The sequence below is a fragment of the Mycobacterium sp. 852013-50091_SCH5140682 genome (assembly GCF_001665685.1).
Lineage (GTDB): Bacteria > Actinomycetota > Actinomycetes > Mycobacteriales > Mycobacteriaceae > Mycobacterium.
On sequence record NZ_LZTB01000058.1, the window covers coordinates 131,115 to 149,078 of the forward strand.

The 17,964-nt window shown below is 63.5% G+C and carries 19 protein-coding genes; 12 read left to right on the forward strand and 7 right to left on the reverse strand.

Features of this window, described 5'->3' with window-relative positions; all coding sequences use genetic code 11:
- Positions 1 to 82: 82 nt before the first annotated feature.
- The 10 genes from A5784_RS18435 to A5784_RS38355 all read left to right on the forward strand — a co-directional run bounded on the left by A5784_RS18435 (position 83) and on the right by A5784_RS38355 (position 8,330).
- Complete coding sequence (locus A5784_RS18435; protein WP_064946325.1) at positions 83 to 277, forward strand: helix-turn-helix transcriptional regulator; 195 nt, start codon at positions 83 to 85, stop codon at positions 275 to 277.
- A 724-nt stretch (positions 278 to 1,001) separates the two neighbouring features.
- Positions 1,002 to 1,253 carry a hypothetical protein gene (locus A5784_RS18440; RefSeq protein WP_064946326.1) on the forward strand — a complete coding sequence of 84 codons (252 nt, stop codon included), beginning with the start codon at positions 1,002 to 1,004 and terminating at the stop codon, positions 1,251 to 1,253.
- Between the two features lie 97 nt (positions 1,254 to 1,350).
- The gene (locus A5784_RS18445; RefSeq protein WP_156750637.1) at positions 1,351 to 1,611 is read left to right on the forward strand and encodes a hypothetical protein; all 261 of its coding nucleotides are present in this window, start codon (positions 1,351 to 1,353) and stop codon (positions 1,609 to 1,611) included.
- A gap of 1,407 nt (positions 1,612 to 3,018) precedes the next feature.
- Positions 3,019 to 4,443, forward strand: a complete 1,425-nt coding sequence (locus A5784_RS18455; protein WP_353651913.1) for a terminase large subunit domain-containing protein — start codon at positions 3,019 to 3,021, stop codon at positions 4,441 to 4,443.
- The gene (locus A5784_RS18460; protein ID WP_232006121.1) at positions 4,395 to 5,744 is read left to right on the forward strand and encodes a phage portal protein; all 1,350 of its coding nucleotides are present in this window, start codon (positions 4,395 to 4,397) and stop codon (positions 5,742 to 5,744) included. The genes A5784_RS18455 and A5784_RS18460 overlap by 49 nt, the downstream gene beginning before the upstream one ends.
- Positions 5,737 to 6,324 carry a structural protein gene (locus A5784_RS18465; RefSeq protein WP_064946331.1) on the forward strand — a complete coding sequence of 196 codons (588 nt, stop codon included), beginning with the start codon at positions 5,737 to 5,739 and terminating at the stop codon, positions 6,322 to 6,324. The genes A5784_RS18460 and A5784_RS18465 overlap by 8 nt, the downstream gene beginning before the upstream one ends.
- Positions 6,317 to 6,718 (forward strand): hypothetical protein, encoded by a 402-nt coding sequence (locus A5784_RS18470; protein WP_064946332.1) that lies wholly within the window; start codon positions 6,317 to 6,319, stop codon positions 6,716 to 6,718. The genes A5784_RS18465 and A5784_RS18470 overlap by 8 nt, the downstream gene beginning before the upstream one ends.
- Positions 6,719 to 6,825: 107 nt before the next feature.
- Complete coding sequence (locus tag A5784_RS18475; RefSeq protein WP_064946333.1) at positions 6,826 to 7,656, forward strand: phage major capsid protein; 831 nt, start codon at positions 6,826 to 6,828, stop codon at positions 7,654 to 7,656.
- A complete protein-coding gene (locus A5784_RS18480) occupies positions 7,657 to 7,965 on the forward strand; it encodes a hypothetical protein (protein ID WP_064946334.1) in 309 nt (102 codons plus the stop codon).
- A 197-nt stretch (positions 7,966 to 8,162) separates the two neighbouring features.
- Positions 8,163 to 8,330: a hypothetical protein gene (locus tag A5784_RS38355; protein ID WP_156750638.1), complete on the forward strand. Its 168-nt coding sequence runs from the start codon at positions 8,163 to 8,165 to the stop codon at positions 8,328 to 8,330.
- 9 nt (positions 8,331 to 8,339) lie between these two features.
- Here the strand turns inward: A5784_RS38355 and A5784_RS18485 are convergent, their stop codons facing one another.
- The 3 genes from A5784_RS18485 to A5784_RS18495 form a co-directional block, all read right to left on the reverse strand.
- Positions 8,340 to 8,795, reverse strand: coding sequence for a hypothetical protein (locus A5784_RS18485; RefSeq protein WP_064946335.1), 456 nt, complete (start codon positions 8,793 to 8,795; stop codon positions 8,340 to 8,342).
- Positions 8,796 to 9,533: 738 nt separating this feature from the next.
- On the reverse strand, positions 9,534 to 10,565 hold the full coding sequence (locus tag A5784_RS18490; RefSeq protein ID WP_232006123.1) for a hypothetical protein: 1,032 nt from the start codon (positions 10,563 to 10,565) through the stop codon (positions 9,534 to 9,536).
- A 221-nt stretch (positions 10,566 to 10,786) separates the two neighbouring features.
- Positions 10,787 to 11,437, reverse strand: coding sequence for a MerR family transcriptional regulator (locus A5784_RS18495; RefSeq protein ID WP_232006125.1), 651 nt, complete (start codon positions 11,435 to 11,437; stop codon positions 10,787 to 10,789).
- A gap of 34 nt (positions 11,438 to 11,471) precedes the next feature.
- Between A5784_RS18495 and A5784_RS18500 the strand changes: the two genes are divergently transcribed.
- Positions 11,472 to 11,969, forward strand: coding sequence for a DUF6194 family protein (locus A5784_RS18500; protein ID WP_082944924.1), 498 nt, complete (start codon positions 11,472 to 11,474; stop codon positions 11,967 to 11,969).
- 39 nt (positions 11,970 to 12,008) lie between these two features.
- Here the strand turns inward: A5784_RS18500 and A5784_RS18505 are convergent, their stop codons facing one another.
- From A5784_RS18505 to speB, 4 genes are read right to left on the reverse strand one after another with little or no spacing between them, the layout of a single operon-like run.
- The gene (locus tag A5784_RS18505) at positions 12,009 to 13,145 is read right to left on the reverse strand and encodes a TRAP transporter substrate-binding protein (protein ID WP_197514787.1); all 1,137 of its coding nucleotides are present in this window, start codon (positions 13,143 to 13,145) and stop codon (positions 12,009 to 12,011) included.
- 44 nt (positions 13,146 to 13,189) lie between these two features.
- Complete coding sequence (locus A5784_RS18510; RefSeq protein WP_064946339.1) at positions 13,190 to 14,638, reverse strand: sodium:solute symporter family protein; 1,449 nt, start codon at positions 14,636 to 14,638, stop codon at positions 13,190 to 13,192.
- A 45-nt stretch (positions 14,639 to 14,683) separates the two neighbouring features.
- Complete coding sequence (locus A5784_RS18515) at positions 14,684 to 16,264, reverse strand: 5-guanidino-2-oxopentanoate decarboxylase (RefSeq protein WP_064946340.1); 1,581 nt, start codon at positions 16,262 to 16,264, stop codon at positions 14,684 to 14,686.
- Between the two features lies 1 nt (position 16,265).
- Positions 16,266 to 17,231 (reverse strand): agmatinase, encoded by a 966-nt coding sequence (gene speB / locus A5784_RS18520; protein ID WP_064946341.1) that lies wholly within the window; start codon positions 17,229 to 17,231, stop codon positions 16,266 to 16,268.
- Between the two features lie 64 nt (positions 17,232 to 17,295).
- Between speB and A5784_RS18525 the strand changes: the two genes are divergently transcribed.
- The coding region (locus tag A5784_RS18525; RefSeq protein ID WP_197514788.1) for a PucR family transcriptional regulator ligand-binding domain-containing protein at positions 17,296 to 17,964 on the forward strand (669 nt) is incomplete at its 3' end.

Consider the following 17,964-nt stretch of genomic DNA (forward strand, 5'->3'; position numbering starts at 1 on the left):
ACGCTTGTATCAGGAGGGCCGAGCCTCATGCTCAGCTTCGGGAAGTCAATCACCGATGACTGCTGCATAGGAGAAGGAAACGTTGCCTGACCGGCTCACGCTCGCGGAGACGAGCAAGTACCTCAACATCCCCGAGAACACCCTGCGGTGGTGGAGAAGCAGTGGCGAGGGGCCGCGTTCGTATTCACTGGGCCGCAAGGTGTTCTACGACCGTACCGACCTCGACGCCTGGGTATCTGCCCAGAAGGCCCAGACGGTGCGGGGTGGCGCACTGTGAACGCGAAGGGCAGAAATGTAATAGTGCCCATTGATTAGCCTATCTATTGTCACTATCACGGTTAGCGCGCCTTTGGTGAAAGCTGACATGAATTCCCACCCCTTTGTCTTTTCGCGTTGCATATAGATACTAGAAGACAGAATGAATAACCACAGGTCAGCGCGCTACGGAGTTCCGCTTGAACCGGAACTGACTTCCGCTCAAAACGGAACAATCGACCACCCCGACACACCGGTAGGCGCTGGTCCAACGCACTTAAATTCGGATTACTTGTTACCATTGAGGTAAGCCGGAGTTTAATTGCGTCGAGCGGAATTGCATTGGTTGTCCAGAATCCCTGGAGAAAGCACTATCAGGGTTGCTTTCGTGAGCTGTCAACCGATCCTGACCGCCCGCTCTGGGACCGCCTGGCGTTCCTGGCTTACGGGTCTGCTCGCGCCAATGGACATGCGAACTTCAAGCCGGGACAGTTGGCAGAGATTTTCGACGTGCCTGCCAAACGTATCTCTGAGGCGCTGGCCCGCTGCCGGGATAAGGGACTGCTGGCTCACAACTCAATCCCGACGTGCCTCGTTGTCCCGGCCCATATCGCCCAGGGCGGCGTAGGCGACGAGTACGAACCGTGCGGAGTCCACACCGGTCGCCGCATCGGTCGCCAGCGGCTCACCCTGGGAACGGAACCGGTGACTATGAAACAGCCCGAAACGGTTGGGAGGTAAAAGCCATGCAGGACACAGCAACCGACTACAAACGGAATTGCAATATCTTGGCCTGCCGCCTACTGCTGGCCTACCTCGAACCCGATGAAGAGTTGCGCGAGTACTACGTGATGCAGGTGAAGGCAGAGAGTGACCTACCCGGCCACGCTTTCGATCTTGCCGATTGGACTGCTTTCAGTGCCGCGAAGGTGTGGAGCGCAAACCCTGTCCGAGCACGAAAGATGTTGCTGGACAAGCTCGAGAAGCTGACCGCATGATGCACCGACTGTCCTGCCCGCCGTCCCTCACCTGTCTGGAGTGCGGTAGGTATTCGGGTGGGGCACCACTGTGCAACAAGTGCCGGGAGGACTCCGAGTGACCCGTCTACACCGCTATGCCGAGGGTCGCGCACCTATCGGCTTGGCGTTCGACTTCTCCAATGTCGTGGACACCGCCGTGGAGTCGGCACCCGGTGAGTTTGTGTACTTCGCCGTCGAGGATGCCAAGGTAGGTGTGTGCCGCTTCCGGCTAACCGCCGATCAGGCCCGCGCTGCGGCCCTTGGTCTGCTCTTTGGTGCCGACACATCAGACGGCGGCGAACGTCCCTCTACGGGGCAATCAGAGGGCAATGCGTGAGTGATGCCTGGCGCTATTGGCACATTTCTCGGGACGGTCTACTCGTCTCCCCCTATACCGGCACCCCGCTCCCGCTCGACGGTCGAGCCGTAGCCCATTGCAATCTCCAGCAACTTGGACAGGCCGGAGTTTCGTACCTGACCAGTAAGGCCGATCTCCTCCACACCATTGGCGTCCTGGACGACGCTGGCCTAGCGGTCACTGAGGGAACCTTGACCGGTCCCACGATGCCCGATGCACGGGTACCGCTGTATCAGGTTGGTTGGCCGCTCTCCCGCACGGTCGTGCTGCCAGCGGGCCGACGCTGCACTGAGTACCGAGTCACCTGTGTCTACGCCAACGTACCCATTGCCAACTACGGTGTGCCACAACGGAAGCTAAGCGATCTGCATTGAGAATCACGGGCGGTCACACGATTACGGTCTACCGCCGGACCCAGGATCGACACGGGGACGCTGAGACGGAGATCCTGGTCGGAACCATCGAACACTGTGCAATCCAGCCGACCAGAGTCACCGCCAACAATGGGTTTGGGGAGACGGTCGAGATGGTCACTATCGTCTGGGCACCGCGAGCCGCTGCAATCAAGCTGGAGAATGCCGACCGAATAACACTGGGCGGCAACGTATATCGGGTTATCGGTGAGCGAATCCACGACGAGAACCACCCAGCGACCGGGCATGACTACGGGCACTACGCCGTGCAAGTAGAGGCTGTGGTGTGACCGCTGGCGTCCCGAGGCCCTGCATCAACTGCGGTGAGTCCACGATGGACACCCGGTGTCCCGAATGTGTCGCCCCCAAGTGTCCAAGCTATGGAACGTATCGCAGGGCCAAGGGTGACAAGACGTATGGCTCACATTGGCGACGGCTTCGCCGCCAAGCTTTGCGTATCCAAAAGCATTGCAGTTTCGCACATCTCGGCGGATGCCAAGGTGGGATAGAGCTCGACCATAGCCCACGTGCGCATGACCGTATGGAAGCGGGACTCGTTGTGAGACTTGAGGATTGCATAGTAGTCTGTCATGCCCATAACATGCAGCTCGGGCCAGCACGTGGTGCCAATGTCAGCCGACCGTATGCGCCTGACTACCAGCAGCTGGGTTAGCTGCTAGGTACCGATAGCTGTACTCAGGTCGCAGCGTGCCCGTTGCATCGTTGCCGCTTTGCTGGTTGCTTCCGTCGGTCGTACGTGAAAGGCACTGTTACGCAACCGAGTTGGGGTGGGGAGTACGCGGCGCCCATTCCGGCCCACACTAGCGCAGCGAATGCGCGGAGCCGATCTAATGGCCGCCGTGACACCATTCTAATTAGCCTTCCTAGTTAGCTACACACCTATCGTCAGCGTTGCTGACACCCATACCGCAGGAAACCTAACCGATTGAAGCGCGGACCCAAACCGCCGAGAGTGCTTGAGCCACTTGCCTTTAACGCAAGCGGTGTTCCTAGTGCTCAGTTCTACGAATTCGCCTGTAAATACTTGCGATTCAGCGATGGGTCACCGATGGTCCCCCGTGGCTGGCAGATAGACATCGTATCCCAGGTGTTCGACCCACGGCCACGTCCCCGACTAGCCGCAGTGGCAATGCCACGTGGAAATGGCAAAAGCTCGCTGGCAGCGGCAATTTCGGTATGGGTGCTAATGACCGGGCAGGGTGTCGGCGTCGACGTTATCGCAGTGGATGAACGGCAGGCCGGGATTATCTTCGGCATGGCGGTCAAGTTCATTGCCCGCAATCCCGAGCTGGAATGTCGAGTCACCGCCTATAAGGACCACTTAGTGGTCCCTGGCACTGAATCCGAAATGACTTGCCTACCAGGAACACCCGCAGCCCTGGAGGGTCGGAACCCGACCCTGTGCATCGTGGACGAAGGTGGCCGAGTCCTGCCAGAAGCCTACGAAGTGGTCGCCCTGGCAAGTGGGAAGCAAAGGGAATCAACAGTTTTGGTTCTTGGCACACCTGGACCGCGACCCGACAACGTGCTGGCACAGTTCCGGCAGCATGCGATTGACCACCCCGACGACACTGCCCAGGTCTACGTGGAGATCAGTGCAGCCGGTTTCGAGTCCCATCCCACCGACTGTGACCACTGTCTAGAGCTGGCGAACCCGGCTCTCGATGACTTCCTGTACCGGGACGCCCTGGCCGCCCTCCAGCCACCCAAGATGACTGAAAGCCATTTCCGCAGAGTGCGTTTGGTTCAGTGGGTCACCGATAATGAGAACCCGTTCGTCACCGCCTACACCTGGGACGCGATAGCCACAGGTGTAGGCGTCCCCGATGGGGTGGATGTTGTTGTCTCCCTTGACGGCTCACACAGCCGGGATACCACAGCACTGGTCGTCGCCACGGTATCCGCCACCCCGCACGTCGCCACCTATCGGCTGTTCAAGCCAGAAGACAATCCCGACAAGCGGATTGACGTCCTGGAGGTCGAACGGGCCATCAGGGACGCCTGCCAACGGTGGAACGTGCTGGAGGTGGCCGCCGACCCTCACCGCTGGACCCGCACCCTGCAAGTGCTTGCCGGTGAGGGCATCCCGGTAATGGAGATCCCGCAGAGTGCCAGCCGTCTAACCGCGATGACTACCGACCTGCATTCGGCCATCGTCAACAAGCGCATGACGCACAGCGGGGACGCCCCGCTCCGCGAGCACGTCCTAGCGGCGACTGTCGTGGACACGCCTAACGGTGGCTTGAAGTTGGGCAAGGCCAGCCGGTCGCGCAACGCTCCCCGTATTGACCTTGCAGCCGCCCTGGTGATGGCCGTCAGTCGCGCCACGTGGCTTGCCGGAAAACAGAAAAAGAGGTACCGGGTGATCACCCGATGAACGATCTTCTCCGTGATCTTCTCCACGAACTCGATTCCCCACAGGGCCGCTACGGAATGCTTCGGCTGTACGCAGACGGCGGGCAACCCTTAGCGTTTCTGTCCACAGAATCCCGGAAAGCGTTGGACAACAGGCTATGCCGAATGTCCATCAACGTGCCTGCCCTGGCTGTCTCCAGCCTGACTGAGCGCCTGCGGGTCACCGGGTTCAGCGACCCTCGCGCCTGGGAAACGTTCATAGCCAACGATCTAGACCAGCTCACTGCCCAGGTCCACGCCGACGCCCTGACCTACAGCCAAGGGTTTGTCTTGGTGTGGTCCAAGGATGGAAAACCCACGGCCACTGTGGAATCCCCGTTCCAGTGCGCCGTGATCCGTGACCCCGCAGACCGGTCGGTGGTCGCGGGTATCAAACGGTTCTCCACCAAGCACACCACCGAGGCCTACGTGTATCTGCCCGACCGGGTAGAGCATTGGCGTTCGGATTCTCCTAACGCTGCCATCGGCGGTTACCACCTGATCGAAACAATTCCTCACTCGCTGGGTGTCGTTCCACTAGTCCCGTTCGACAACCACCGCAGCGAGATTGACGATCTGCGCGACCTCACCGACGCCCTGGTGAAGGTGACCCTAGACATGGTGATTGCCTCGCACGCCGCAGGCTTTGGAAGGCGCTGGGTCACCGGGGTCGAGATGGTCGAGAAACCGGTACTCGATGGGTATGGCAACCCGGTGATTGCGGACGGTAAGCGGGTCACTGAAACCACGACACCATTCAATGAATCCTCTACCGCCTGGGCCATCGCGGAGGCGCCCGAAACGAAGTTCGGCAGCTTCACTGAGAGTCAACTTGCCGGGTTCGAGACTGCCGTCCGTGTCCTGGTGTCCCAGATCCAAGCCGTGTCCGCGCTCCCGTCCCACTACCTGGGCATCCTCACATCACAACCCACATCCGCCGACGCATTGCGAGCCAGTGAGGCATCCCTGACCGCCAGGGCCGAGGGTAAGCAACTCCTCTTCGGTCGATCCTGGGAACAGGTGGCGCGCCTGCTGATGGTCGTCTCCACCGCGACAGACCCCGGAATCGTTCGGGTCCAGTGGGCCGACGCTGCTACCCGTTCGGTAGCTCAGGAATCCGACGCCGTAGTGAAGCTGGTGCAAGCCGGAATCCTGCCGGTCTCCTACGCCCTGGCGAAGCTCGGCTATAGCGACGACGAGATCCAAGCCATTCGAGTGTCTCGCCGCGCCGACACCCTGGATGGCATCGGGCTAGGCGTCGACACCGGGGACACCCTTGGCTGAGCCTGCCGAGGCCTATCAGGCCGCGCTGGAGAAGCTGGCCGACACCACCGCGCACGCCGCCAGACGGGCCGCTAACCGACGAAACGTCACCCGGGCAACACGTGCTGCCAACGTCGCCGCCATCGTGCAACGAGGGAACGCTCAGGCTGTTTCGCTGGCGGAGGCGTGGACGCAACGCCAGCTTGAACACGTGACGGGCCGGGTGTCCCTTGCCCAGGGGTTGCTACCCACCGACGACTCAGAGCGTCTGATGCAAGCGGCCAAGACCATTCTGGCCGATCCCGACCCGCTGGCACGTGCCGAACGTCTGGCCGTATCCGAGGTACTGCACACCGCCCAGGGTGCCGTGCAGGAATCCCTGAGCGGAACCCGCAAGGCTCGCGGTGGCTATCTCGGATGGGTTCGTCAGACGGAATCCGACGCCTGCCCCAAGTGCCAGAGGTGGGCCAGGAACGGTCGGGTATGGCCGCCCTCGCACTGGATGCCTAGACATTTCAATTGCCGTTGCGTGCAACGGATTGTGACCGTCCCCGAACCACCGAAACCGGTGAAGAATCGAAAGAGAAAGAGCAATGGCTGAAACAGGCCTAGACGCCATCCAGGACGACGAACCCGCGCCGGGTGAAGTGACTACACCGGAGGCGGATTCTGATGTGGCAGAGAGCGATACAGAGACGTTTTCACGTGAGTACGTGGAGACGTTGCGGCAGGAAAGCGCCAAATACCGCGAACGTGCCAAGGGGGCAGACGAACTACGCCACCGACTGCACGACGCCCTGGTGAAGCTGGACGGTCGGCTGGCCGATCCCACCGACCTCACCTACTCCGACGAGAACCTGGACGACATTGCCCGGGCGATCACCGATCTGATCGAGCGCAAACCCCACCTTGCCCGCAAGCCTCGGGGCGACGTTGGCCAGGGTGTGCGGTCGGAATCCACTGCCCCCACTGACTTCTCGGGTCTATTTCGCTAAATGTGACATATACTTAGGGTAGCTATATAACGTCCTGGTGGCGTGGCTGCTCCGCCCCGATGGCGTCGAGCGTCCCCATTAACGCTCATATGCAAGGCATTTCATAAATGGCAGTACTAGGTAGCGGTCTATCGACCGCGTGGACTCCAGACGGCTACGGCCAACTGATCGACACCGTAATCGCGGCGAAGTCCATTGCGTTCCAAGCTGGAACGCTCGTCACGACCGATAACGAAAGCATCCGCTTTCCGATGCTGACCGCCGATCCGGCTGTCGGATGGTACGCAGAGAACACCCAGATCACTCTTGCCGACCCGACGACCACGGAGCTGGTCGTCACTCCCAGGGCGGTCAAGGGTCTGACTCAAATCTCCACTGAGGCAGCAGGAGACAGCAATCCCGCTGCCGCCGATATGGTCGGGCAGAGCTTGGGCCGAGCCATCGCGAAGAAGATTGATGCCGCATTCTTCGGCAACACCGTGACCAACGGACCGAGCGGACTATTGTCGCTTGCTGGTGTGAATGTTGTTGACACCGGGTCAGTTACCCTAACGTCGCTTGATCCGTTCCACGACGCCAAGGCTGCCGCCCTGGCCGATGGCGCGACCATCACCCATTTCATCCTGGCACCGGACGTTGCCCTGACCCTGGCGAAGGTCAAGGAACAGACCGGCTCGAATAAGGGGCTGTTCGAAAGCGTGGCAGACGGTCAAACCCTTGCCGGTGTCCCCGTGCTGGTCTCCACCGACGTCGCCGCCGGTAACGCCTGGGGCGTGGACGCTTCCCAGATTCTCATTGTCCAGCGCACGGGCACCACGGTTACCCGTTCGTTCGACTCGGCGTTCGACTATGACGCCGTGCAGGTGCGGGCTACCGCTCGCATTGCCTTCGGGTTCCCCAACCCTGCCGGTGTGGTGCGACTGTACGACGCCGCCTAAATGATCACCGCTGAATCCCTGTCCACATTGTCAGGCCTGACCATCACCACCGAGCAGGCCGACGCTGTGCTGTCCGTGGTCACCTCCAGAGCCAAGAGCTACACCCGAGGTATCGGGTTCACTGACGACAGCATGGCAGAAGACATCGAGTCCGTGATCCAGACGGCGGCACTGCGGCTGCTGATCAACCCGACCAACGTCGAACGGGATGCGATGGGACCGCTAAGTGTCCAGTACGGCAACAACTTCCAGGGATGGACGATCAGCGAGACCCAGGTACTCAACCGATACCGCGAGAGAGCACGATAAAGACTCTCCCCGCATTGCAAGCTGCGGGGTAGGTACGGGTAGCCGTTCTGGTGCTTTGCGGCGACCCGGCGACAATTGCAGCAATGCCCCCCAGTAATCCTGGGGGGCATTGTCGTTGGTAATAGTGCCCAATCACGTTGAAAACTCTTAGTTTTCACTTACCCCAGCATTGCCCACACGGGTGTACGTTCCTGCCCATGAGTGAGATTACTGGACTACTGTTCGTCGCCTTGGGCGCACTGGCCGATGGCGAGCCGGTGAATGTCAACGCCGTCCTGCAGTTCGCAGAGGCACAGATGACGCCGCAACTGGTCAGCGACGGAGTAGACCTATACGAGCTTCTGTGTGACGTCGAGTCGCTGTAGCCCGCAGTTTTACCGAATCGCTTCCAGTAGCGCGTCAATGAATGCCTTGGCGCGCTCGCGCTTGTCCACGTTATCGAGCGGCAAAGTTCCTGGATCTGGGAACTCTAACGCGCTCTCCTCATTGTCGAATTGGAGTCGCACAGAGGACAGGTATTTCCAATCAATCCCATACGGATCGGATTCGGCGCGGGCAGCTATGGACACCTTGGCAGATTTGAGCGGCCGCACGGCCACGTCGGCGATGTAGAGGTGGCCTTCACCGTCTCCTGCCTTCAGGTCCAGGGTCACGAGCAGCGTTCCGGAGACCCAATAGATGCGCGTCATGCCCTTCGACACTACGTGCGCTGCCGTAATCGGTAGTGAAGAAGCAACTTCGGCGATCAACCCCATCTCAGCGGGCTTGAATCGAACTCCCAACTTCGTACCCAGGTCAGCGAGTTCATCGAGTTCGTACCCGTACGTCATGAATGCCCCAACTCCGATCTTTGATATTGACACCAATGAAAGCATGGGCAGCGTAAGTCAACGCTGCCAGCCGTCATTGGCAAATCCGCAAATCGGTGCTGTCCCCGGGCTGTGGGGCCCAACTCCAGCCGCTCATCGAGCAACGCGCGTCCACTAGGTCAACCGACCGCCGACCGCCGTGCTCGGCGGCAGATCGGCCAACGATCGAATTGATACAATAGTTGGTACACAGTCCGCACATGGTCCGCAGGGTGTTCACCGGACCCCGTTGCTCACCAATGGTTACTAATGTTCGAATTGTCTCGATAATCGCTGTGGCACTGCGGATTTACATGACTCGCCATGCCCTACCGTCACTCTCCCCCGTTCGCCATAAGTGCGAGAAACACCATTTCAAAACCCGTCCAGTGTGAGTTCGAATCTCACCGAGGGCACCAAAAAAATGCCAGGTCAATCGACCTGGCATTTGTTGTATGGCGGCGCTGTGTCACGTGCCGGGGCGTCACAGGCCGTGACCCAGAGCGGCGATTTCGACAGCGGTAGCAAACATTGCGACAGTTGCCGCCATTCGGGTTTTGGTCATCATGGGATGAGCCAAGCGCCCCACCCATGCACACCATTGTCAAAACCCTTCGAGTCCGCTGCCGTTGGTTCGGCAATGGCCGACTCGCAGCGTCAGAAGGTATGGCGCGCAGGCACTTCCAACTATTGGCGGTGACCCAGACGAGCCACCCGGCGTTACGGCAGGAACCGGGCGATCTGCTGCGGCGGCAATGTGCGCGCTGCACGCGCCTGGCGGAAGCCGACCGCGCCGCCGGCGGCGGTGAGCAACACCATCCCGGCAAGGCCCGGCAGCACGGCGAAGACGAGATCTGTGGTGCTGGACACGCGCAGGTAATCGGCGTAGCCAATGCGGAACGTCTCGGGGATCGCCTTGATCGTCGGCGCGGCGTGCTTCGGTGACTGGGTGCTGGGCGCGGTCACGTGAGATGTGCTCGGCGCGGCCGGCGGCGCCGCGTGCCTTCCGGCGCCCTCGGACGGGGCGGGCGCTGCGATCTCCGGCAGCGGCGGCAGCGGAAGGACGACCATCGGCGGTGGGACCACCGCTGGGACCGGCGCAGCGACCACGGGGGCGGCCGGCGAGGCGAGCGCCGGAGACTGAGCTTGCGGGGCGGACTGGGCGGGTGCCGACAGCGCCTCGGCAGGCTTGGCGTGGATGACGATTTGCCGACTGCTCGGGGCGGTCGGCACCGCCGCCAGATTCGGGGCCCGGCCGATACGCCCGCTGGCGGCTGCGCCGCCTCCGCCACCACCGCCTCCGCCGCCGGTCGAGGGGAGACTCACCTGAACCTCGGGCACGCTCACCGACGTCTCCGCAACGTCCGCCCCTGCGCTCAGGGTCGAGGGGGTGTTCGCCGACTGCGCCGCCCGATTCGTAGCGCCCTCGGTGTTCCCGACGGACTTCTGACCGGAGGATTCACCACCCAGACCGGTCTTCCGCTTGTCCGTCTGACCGGGTTTGCCCGTCTTCTGGTTATCGGACCGGCCGGTCTTGGCGGAGCCGTCGTTCTGCTTGCCGTTGGCGCCCGCGCGGTGATTGGAGCTTTTCTTGTTGTCCTTGTGGTGGCCGAAGATGCCGAGGACATCCACGCCGACGCCGAGCAGGTCAGCCGATGCGACCGCGGTGCCCGAGACGCCGGGCCCGGCGACCATGGCGCCGCAGGCGATGGCCGCACTGATCGCTGTATTCCGTACCCACACCCGGTCCACGTTCACACTCCCCCAGAGGTTCCCGACACCGACGTCGCACTCGCTGGACAATTTTCCATTCTGACATACGAACGCCGTGGGGAGAGTTTGCTGTGACCAGGTCGCGGCGACGCTCCCGATGAGCGGCTTGCGAGGCTGTCAGGCAGGCAGGCTCACCGTCGATCCGCCGGCCGGGTTCGCCCCGGGTGGACGACATGGGCTGCGGACCTAGTTGTTGCTGGTCAGGACGTTGATGGCACCGCGGGGTCTTCCACTGCGCTCGTTGGGACGGCCTCGATGATCTCAGCCAATATGGCTCCGGAGCGGAGCAGAGCGAGTGTGCGTTGAGCGATGGCCTGTAGCCGGGCGTCGAGTGCGGTGAGTGACGTGGCGACGTCGGTGAGTTCGCGGACGGCGGTGATTGCCTTGCGGACGTCGGGGATTCGGTAGCCACCGGCACAGAGTGCGGCGGTGATGCGGGCTTCCCGGATCGCGGTGACCGGGTACCGTCGTGCGGTTCCAGCCGCAGTGGGGACTCGCTCCGGCCTGACGAGGCCGACGCTCTCCCAGAAGCGGAGCGTGGATGCCCTGACGCCGAGTGCCTGCGTCAGTTCGGTGATGGTCATAGAGTCGCCTTTTGCGGGCGCATCGTCGGTGGTCGCCTCCGCGCTGATGGACTCCAGCGCGGATCGTGCGATGAGTGTCTGCTCGCGCTCCCGGGTGAGCCGGGTATGGAACTCGCAGATCAGGGCTGCGGCTTGGTCCGGCGGGTCGATGCGGATCTGCCTCATCGCGCGTCGCGCATCGACGGGTCCGATCGCGTGGGCGAGGTCGCGGTAGGCGCGCAGGCCGTGCACATGTTCTGGAGTGAACTGCCGTCTGCTCGCATGCAACCCTCCACTAGCACTTCAAGTACATGCTTGAACCGTGAGTATGGAGCAACTGTTGCAGACAATCCGATCGTTCGATGGGGTGCTCGAAATCGCCCCCGCCGAGGGCAGCGAGTTCCCGGACATCGCGTGGGGTGACCACTTCTTCTACTACGGACCTGACGGCCAGGTACCGGCACACCAGCAGCCCTTCGCCACCGTCGTGACGAAGAACTATCCCGACGACACGTTGTCCAACCTCGACGAGCCGCAGCGTTGGCGACTGAACATTCACGTCGGCAGCACCGCGTTCCTCGAACTGACCGGTGAGACGGCTCAGTCCTCGCAACGGTCGTGGGACTACGCAGCAACCGACGTGGTCTTTCCACACCCGGTGTATCGCCGCCAGGGTTGGGTGTCGATCATCAACTCTGGCGCGCGCACCAACGCGCTAGCTGTCCGTCTCCTGCGTGAGGCTCACGAGGCCGCACGGCGCCGGGCCGAGCATCGAAGGACCTCCCCGCGACCAGTCGGCGACTCCCGGCAGGCCCAATGATGCATCGGAACGCGTCACCAACGTCGTGGCCCCGTACACCTATTGCAGCGGAGGCGGGTCGGTGAAGACGTTCGACCGCATCACCGGGCTCTCGATGAAGACATGCCACTTCTTCACCATCCATCGGTAGGCGTTCCACGACTCGAACACGCGTTTGTAGTCGGCGCTCTTGGCGCTCTCACGGACGTGGATGCCCTCCATCACTGCGAAGGCGGTGCGCATCATGTCGATGGGAAACTCGCGCAGCTGCGTGCCGCCCTTGACCAGGTCCGTCAACGCATTGCCGTTCTTGGCGTCATACTCGGCGACCACTCGCTGGTTGGCTTCCCATGCCGCGGATTCCACGATCTGCTGATACTCGGCGGGCAGGTCGTGGAAGGCCTTCTTGTTGACGATGAAATCCAGCTGATCGCCGATCTGCCACCAGCCCGGTGAGTAGTAGAACTTCGCGACCTTGTTCAGTCCGAGTTCGGCGTCGTCGAACGGTGCGACGAACTCCGCGGCGTCGAGTTGGCCGGACTTGATGGCGCCGGCCAGCTTGAGATATGGCACGTCAACCGGGGTGACGCCGAAGGTCTTCATGACCTCGGCCCCGATACCGCCAATGCGCATGCGCAGCCCTTTGAGATCGTCGGTGCTTTTGATCTCCTTGTTGAACCAGCCGCCCATCTGTGCGCCGGTATTGCCTGCAGGGAAATACACGATGCCGAACTGGTCGTAGAGCCCGCCGATGAGCTCCATTCCGCCGCCGAACCGCAGCCACGAGGCGTGTTCGGCTGCCGTCAAACCGAACGGCGCTCCGGAACCGAACGTCAGTCCGGCATTTTTGTCCGCGTAGTAGTCCGAGGAACTGTGACCGCATTCGACGAAGCCCTTGCTGACCGCGGTCATCAGGTCGTCTTTGGTGTCGAGCTCGCCCTCGACATGCAGGTCGATGGTGAACCGGCCGCCGGTCATCGCCTTCACCCGATCGGCGACGAACTGGGCGCCCCCGTACATGATGCTCAGGTCCTTCGGCCAGCTCACCATCATGCGCCAGTGCACCTGTGGGCCGTCGACGCCCGAGCCTTTGCCCGAATCCGGTGTGGCACATGCGGTGGTGGCGCCGGCGAAGAGTGCGGTACCCGCCATGGCGGCCGGCACTCCGGCGAGCAGTCGGCGTCTGTCAATTGTCATGTCTGCTCCTGGTCGCGGAAATTCACGGCGGGATTGCTTGTTGCTCAAGCGATTTCGGTCGCAGGCTCCTCGACCGCCGACTCGCCGCGGCTGCGCCGGTCCCATTCGGCCAGGATCTCGGGTGCCGTGGGCTTGCTGGCCAGGCTGCCGATCATGTACACCACCAGGCCCGAAGCCAGCCCGACGTAGATGGGCTCGTTGGCGAAGATGTCCGTGGCCACCATCGTGACCAGCGTGGCGAGTGTCCCGACGGCCATGGCCATGACGGCACCGACGTTGGTTCCGCGACGCCACACCAGCCCGCCGAGGATCGGTACGAGCAGGCCGCCCACGAGGATGTCGTAGGCCACCGTCAGGGCCGCGACCACGTCTTGCAGCACGCAGGCGATGATCACCATGACCACCCCGAACCCGGCCACGTACAGTCGGTTGTTTCGGACATGGTCGTGTTCACTGCCGGACTCGACGTCCTGGTGCCGCAACCGGGCCACGATGTCCTGGCTGAACACGGTGGCGGTGGCGATCAATGCACCGCTGGAGGTCGACATCACCGCGGCCAGCGCGGCAGCGAGCACCAGGCCCGCCAGCAGCGGATGCAGCTGCGCCTCGACGATCCGGGCGAACGCGTCGTCGCGGGCGTCCAGCTTGGGCAGCAGCACGTGCGCCGCCATGCCGATCAACGCCCCGGCAGCGGCGTACAGCAGGCAGTACACGCCCGCGGCCGTGCCTGCCCAGCGAGCCACGCCCGGGCTGCGCGCGGTGAACACGCGCTGCCAGATGTCCTGGCCGATCAGCAGACCGAAGGTGTAGATGACGAAATAGGTCACGATGGTGCTGCCGCCGATGGCGGTCCACGATGTGGCATCACTGGGCAGTTTGTCGATCATGCCGCTGAAACCGCCGGCGCGGATCACGACGATCGGCAGCAAGATGAAGAAGATGCCGATGGTCTTGATGATGAACTGCACGAAGTCGGTCAGGGTGATCGACCACATGCCGCCGAGTGTCGAGTAGAGGATCACGACGCTGCCACCGAGGATGATCGACGGGACTTTCGCCATGTCGAACAGGGCCCCGAAGATGGTGGCGTAGGCGATGGTCGAGGTGACCGACAACATCAGGGTGTAGCCCCACATCACCAGACCGGACAGCACGCTGGAGCCCGGCCCGTATCGCAGCTCGAGCATCTGGCTGACGGTGTAGACCCGCAGCCGTTGGATGCGGCCGGCGAACAGCAGGCTCAGCAGCAGGATGCCGACGCCGATGGCGACCACCAGCCACATGCCCGAAATGCCGTACTGGTAACCGAGTCCGACGCCTCCGATGGTGGAGGCTCCGCCGAGCACGATGGCCGCCATCGTCCCGGAATACAGGAACGGCCCGAGCCGGCGGCCGGCGACGAGGAAGTCGGATTGGGTCGTTGCCTTGCGTTTACCCCAGAAGCCGAATGCGATCATCGAGACGATGTAGATCGCAACAACTGCGACGTCCATGGCTTCGCTCCTTTCTATCTATGGGTTCAATGGGTCGAACTGGACTCAGCGCAGGTCCAGGTGAATCAGGGTGGGGCCGTCGGCGGACAGGGCGGCGCTCACCAAGCCGGTCACGTCGTCGGTGGATGTGGTGCGGACGCCGTTGGCGCCCATGGCAATTGCCATGGCGGCGAGATCGGGGGTGCGCAGATCGACGCCGATCGGGGCAATACCGCGACTGGCCTGCTGCTCGCGGATCTCCCGGTATCCGCCGTTGTCGACGACGACCACCGGCACCGGAAGCCGTTGTTCCACAAGGGTGATGAGTTCCTGGACAGAGAACATCAGCGCTCCGTCGCCGAGCAGCACCGCGACCGGCACGCCCGGTCGGGCGATCGACGCCCCGAGGCCGGCAGGCAGCCCGTAGCCCAGCGTGGCGTAGCCGGGCATGTAGCAGAACTGGCGCGGGCCGGGCACGTCGAAGAAGTGCACCGAGCCGAAATAGGTGACCTGTGAGCTGTCTCCGGCCAAGATCGCCTCGGCCGGTAATGCGGCCCGCACAGCGGCGTTGATCTCGGCATGGGGCCCGGCATCGCGGGCCGCCTCGGTGACACATTCGGCGCGCAGCGCTGCGGCGCGCGCCGATCCGTCGGTCGCCGGCCTGTCGGGCAGCCACGCCGCCAACGCGGCCAGTGTCGTGGCCGCGTCGCCCAGGAGTGCGATATCGGCCGGGCAGTTCTTGTCCAGTTGGCCGGGTTCGATATCGCACCGGATCACGACCTTGCCGCGAATCTGCCCCTCCCACAGGTCGGAATCGCCGAGCTCGGTGCCGATCAGCAGCAGGGCATCGCTCTCGGCGGCGGCGTTCTGGACGCTCCGCAGCCGCACCGACGCGCCGACCGACAGCGGATGTGCCTCGGAGAGAGCGCCTTTGCCGTTGACGGTGGTGGCGACGGGAGCGCCGAGCAGTTCGGCCAGCGCGGTGAGCTCCGGCTGCGCGTCGACGGCTCCTCCCCCGGCGATGATCAACGGCGCCTCTGCGGCGGCCAGTGCGGCCACGGCGCGCCGGACCGTCTCGGGATCAGCCTGCGGGGCAGCGAGTTTCACGCAGTGCCTGGCCCGGCCCGACCAGGAGGACTCCAGCACGTCGATCGGGATCTCGATGTGGACCGGGCGCGGCCTGCGGCCGGTGAAGCTGCCGAACGCCTCGGTCACAGCCTCGGCGGCCTCGTCGGCGCTGCGCACCCGACGGCTCCAGCGCACCAGCTCGTTCATCGCCCCGCTGATGTTCTTGGCCTCGTGAAGTTGCCCGAGATCGCGCCCTTCCGCGCCGGTCGGCATGCCCGAGGACAACACCAGCATCGGCTGAGATTCCGCGTAGGCGGTGGCGGCCGCGGTCATGGCGTTGGTCAACCCGGGTCCGCTGGTGGCCACCACGACGCCCGGGCGGCCCGAGACGCGGGCGTAGGCCTCGGCGGCGTAGCCGGCCCCCTGCTCGTGTCGCGGCGTGACCGCGCGAATCCCGGCGTCGCCGAGGTGGCGGTAGATCTCCAGGTTGTGGGTGCCGGGGATGCCGAAGATGGTGTCGACACCGTGCAGGGCAAGGGTTTGCACCACGGCGGCTCCGCCGTTGCGATAGTCGGTCATATCAGGCACCTCTACCGGTGGCGAGCACCGACATCAGCTCGTACGCGACATGCGCCGCAGCGATACCGGTGATCTCGGCGTGGTCGTAGGCCGGCGCGACCTCCACGATGTCGGCGCCGACGACGTTGAGGCCCACCAGGTTTCGCAGGCAGTGCAGCAGCTCACGGCTGGTCATGCCACCCGCCTCCGGGGTGCCGGTGCCCGGTGCGTGGGCGGGATCGAGTACGTCGATGTCGACCGAGACGTAGACGGGCGCCTCACCCAGGCGCGCCCGCATCCGCTCGATCACGGCCGCCAGCCCGTCAATCTGAAAATCGTCGGATCCGAGCACCTGGAAACCGAGCACCTTGTCGTCGGAGAGGTCGGTCGAGGCGTACAGCGGGCCGCGGGTGCCCACGTGCAGGCAGTGTTCCTTGTCGAGCAGGCCCTCTTCGCTGGCCCGCCGGAACGGGGTGCCGTGGGTGTACGGCGCACCGAAGTAGGTGTCCCACGTGTCGAGATGGGCGTCGAAGTGCAGGACCGCGATCGGGCCGTGGTCACGGTGCAACGACCGCAGCAGCGGCAGCGCGATGGTGTGATCACCGCCGAGGGTGATCAGTTTCGTGCCGCCCTCGCGCAGCTCGTCGGAGGCGTATTCGATCGTCGAGATGGCCTCGTTGAGGTCGAACGGATTCACGGCGATGTCGCCGGCGTCGGCCACCTGCTGCGCGGCGAACGGCTCGACGTCGAGGCGGGGGTGGTAGGGCCGCAGCAGCTTGGACGAGGCCCGGATGTGGCCTGGGCCGAACCGCGCGCCCGGGCGGTAGGAGACTCCGGAGTCGAACGGGACACCGACCACGGCGACGTCGGTGTGCGGCACCTCGTCGGTGCGGGGCAGCCGGGCAAACGTGGCGGGACCGGCGTACCGCGGCACCTTGGTGGCGTCGACGGGTCCGACCGGTGTGCTGTGGGGTGTCTGCTGCGTCATAGCTACACCATGTACGAGAGGCGCATCACAGCGATATCGACGTATGGGCGAAAATCGCCCGACCATGTTCGACAATCTGTCCATGCTGTCGATAGCCGAGCTGCTCGCCGACCCCGATCTGGGCCTGAGTCTCGTCGCAGGTCAAGACGCAGCCCGCGATGCCGAGATCGAAGCGGCGGCGGTTTCGGAACTGGCCCGCCCCGGCCCGTGGCTGCAGGGCGGCGAACTGCTGCTGACGATCGGACTGCTGCTGCCCGGCGACTTCGACGGGTGCCGCGACTATCTCGCCGCGCTCAAGGATGCGGGGGTGCGGGCCATCGCACTGGGTCTCGGCGGCGATCTCCCCCATCAACGCGCTCCGCAGCGCTTGATCGACGCGGCGGATGACGTGGGGTTGCCGTTGCTGACCGTGCCCGACCCCGTGCCGTTCATCGCGGTCACCAAGGCGGTGTTCGCCTATCGGGCGCGAGCCGAGCGCCGGGAACTGGAGTGGGCCCTGCAAACCCAGCGGGCCCTGACCGCCGCTGCTGTCAGCCCCGGCGGGCTGCTCGGGATCCTGGCCGCGCATCGCACCGCGACCGGACGCTCCGGCGTGGTGATCGATCTACTGCTGTCTCTTATACACATCTCCGAGCCCACGAGACTACGCTGCATCGCGTATGCCGTGTTCTGCTTGAAAAAAAAAAGGGGGGGGGGGGGGGCGGGGGGCGGGGGGGGTGGGGCGGGTAGCGCC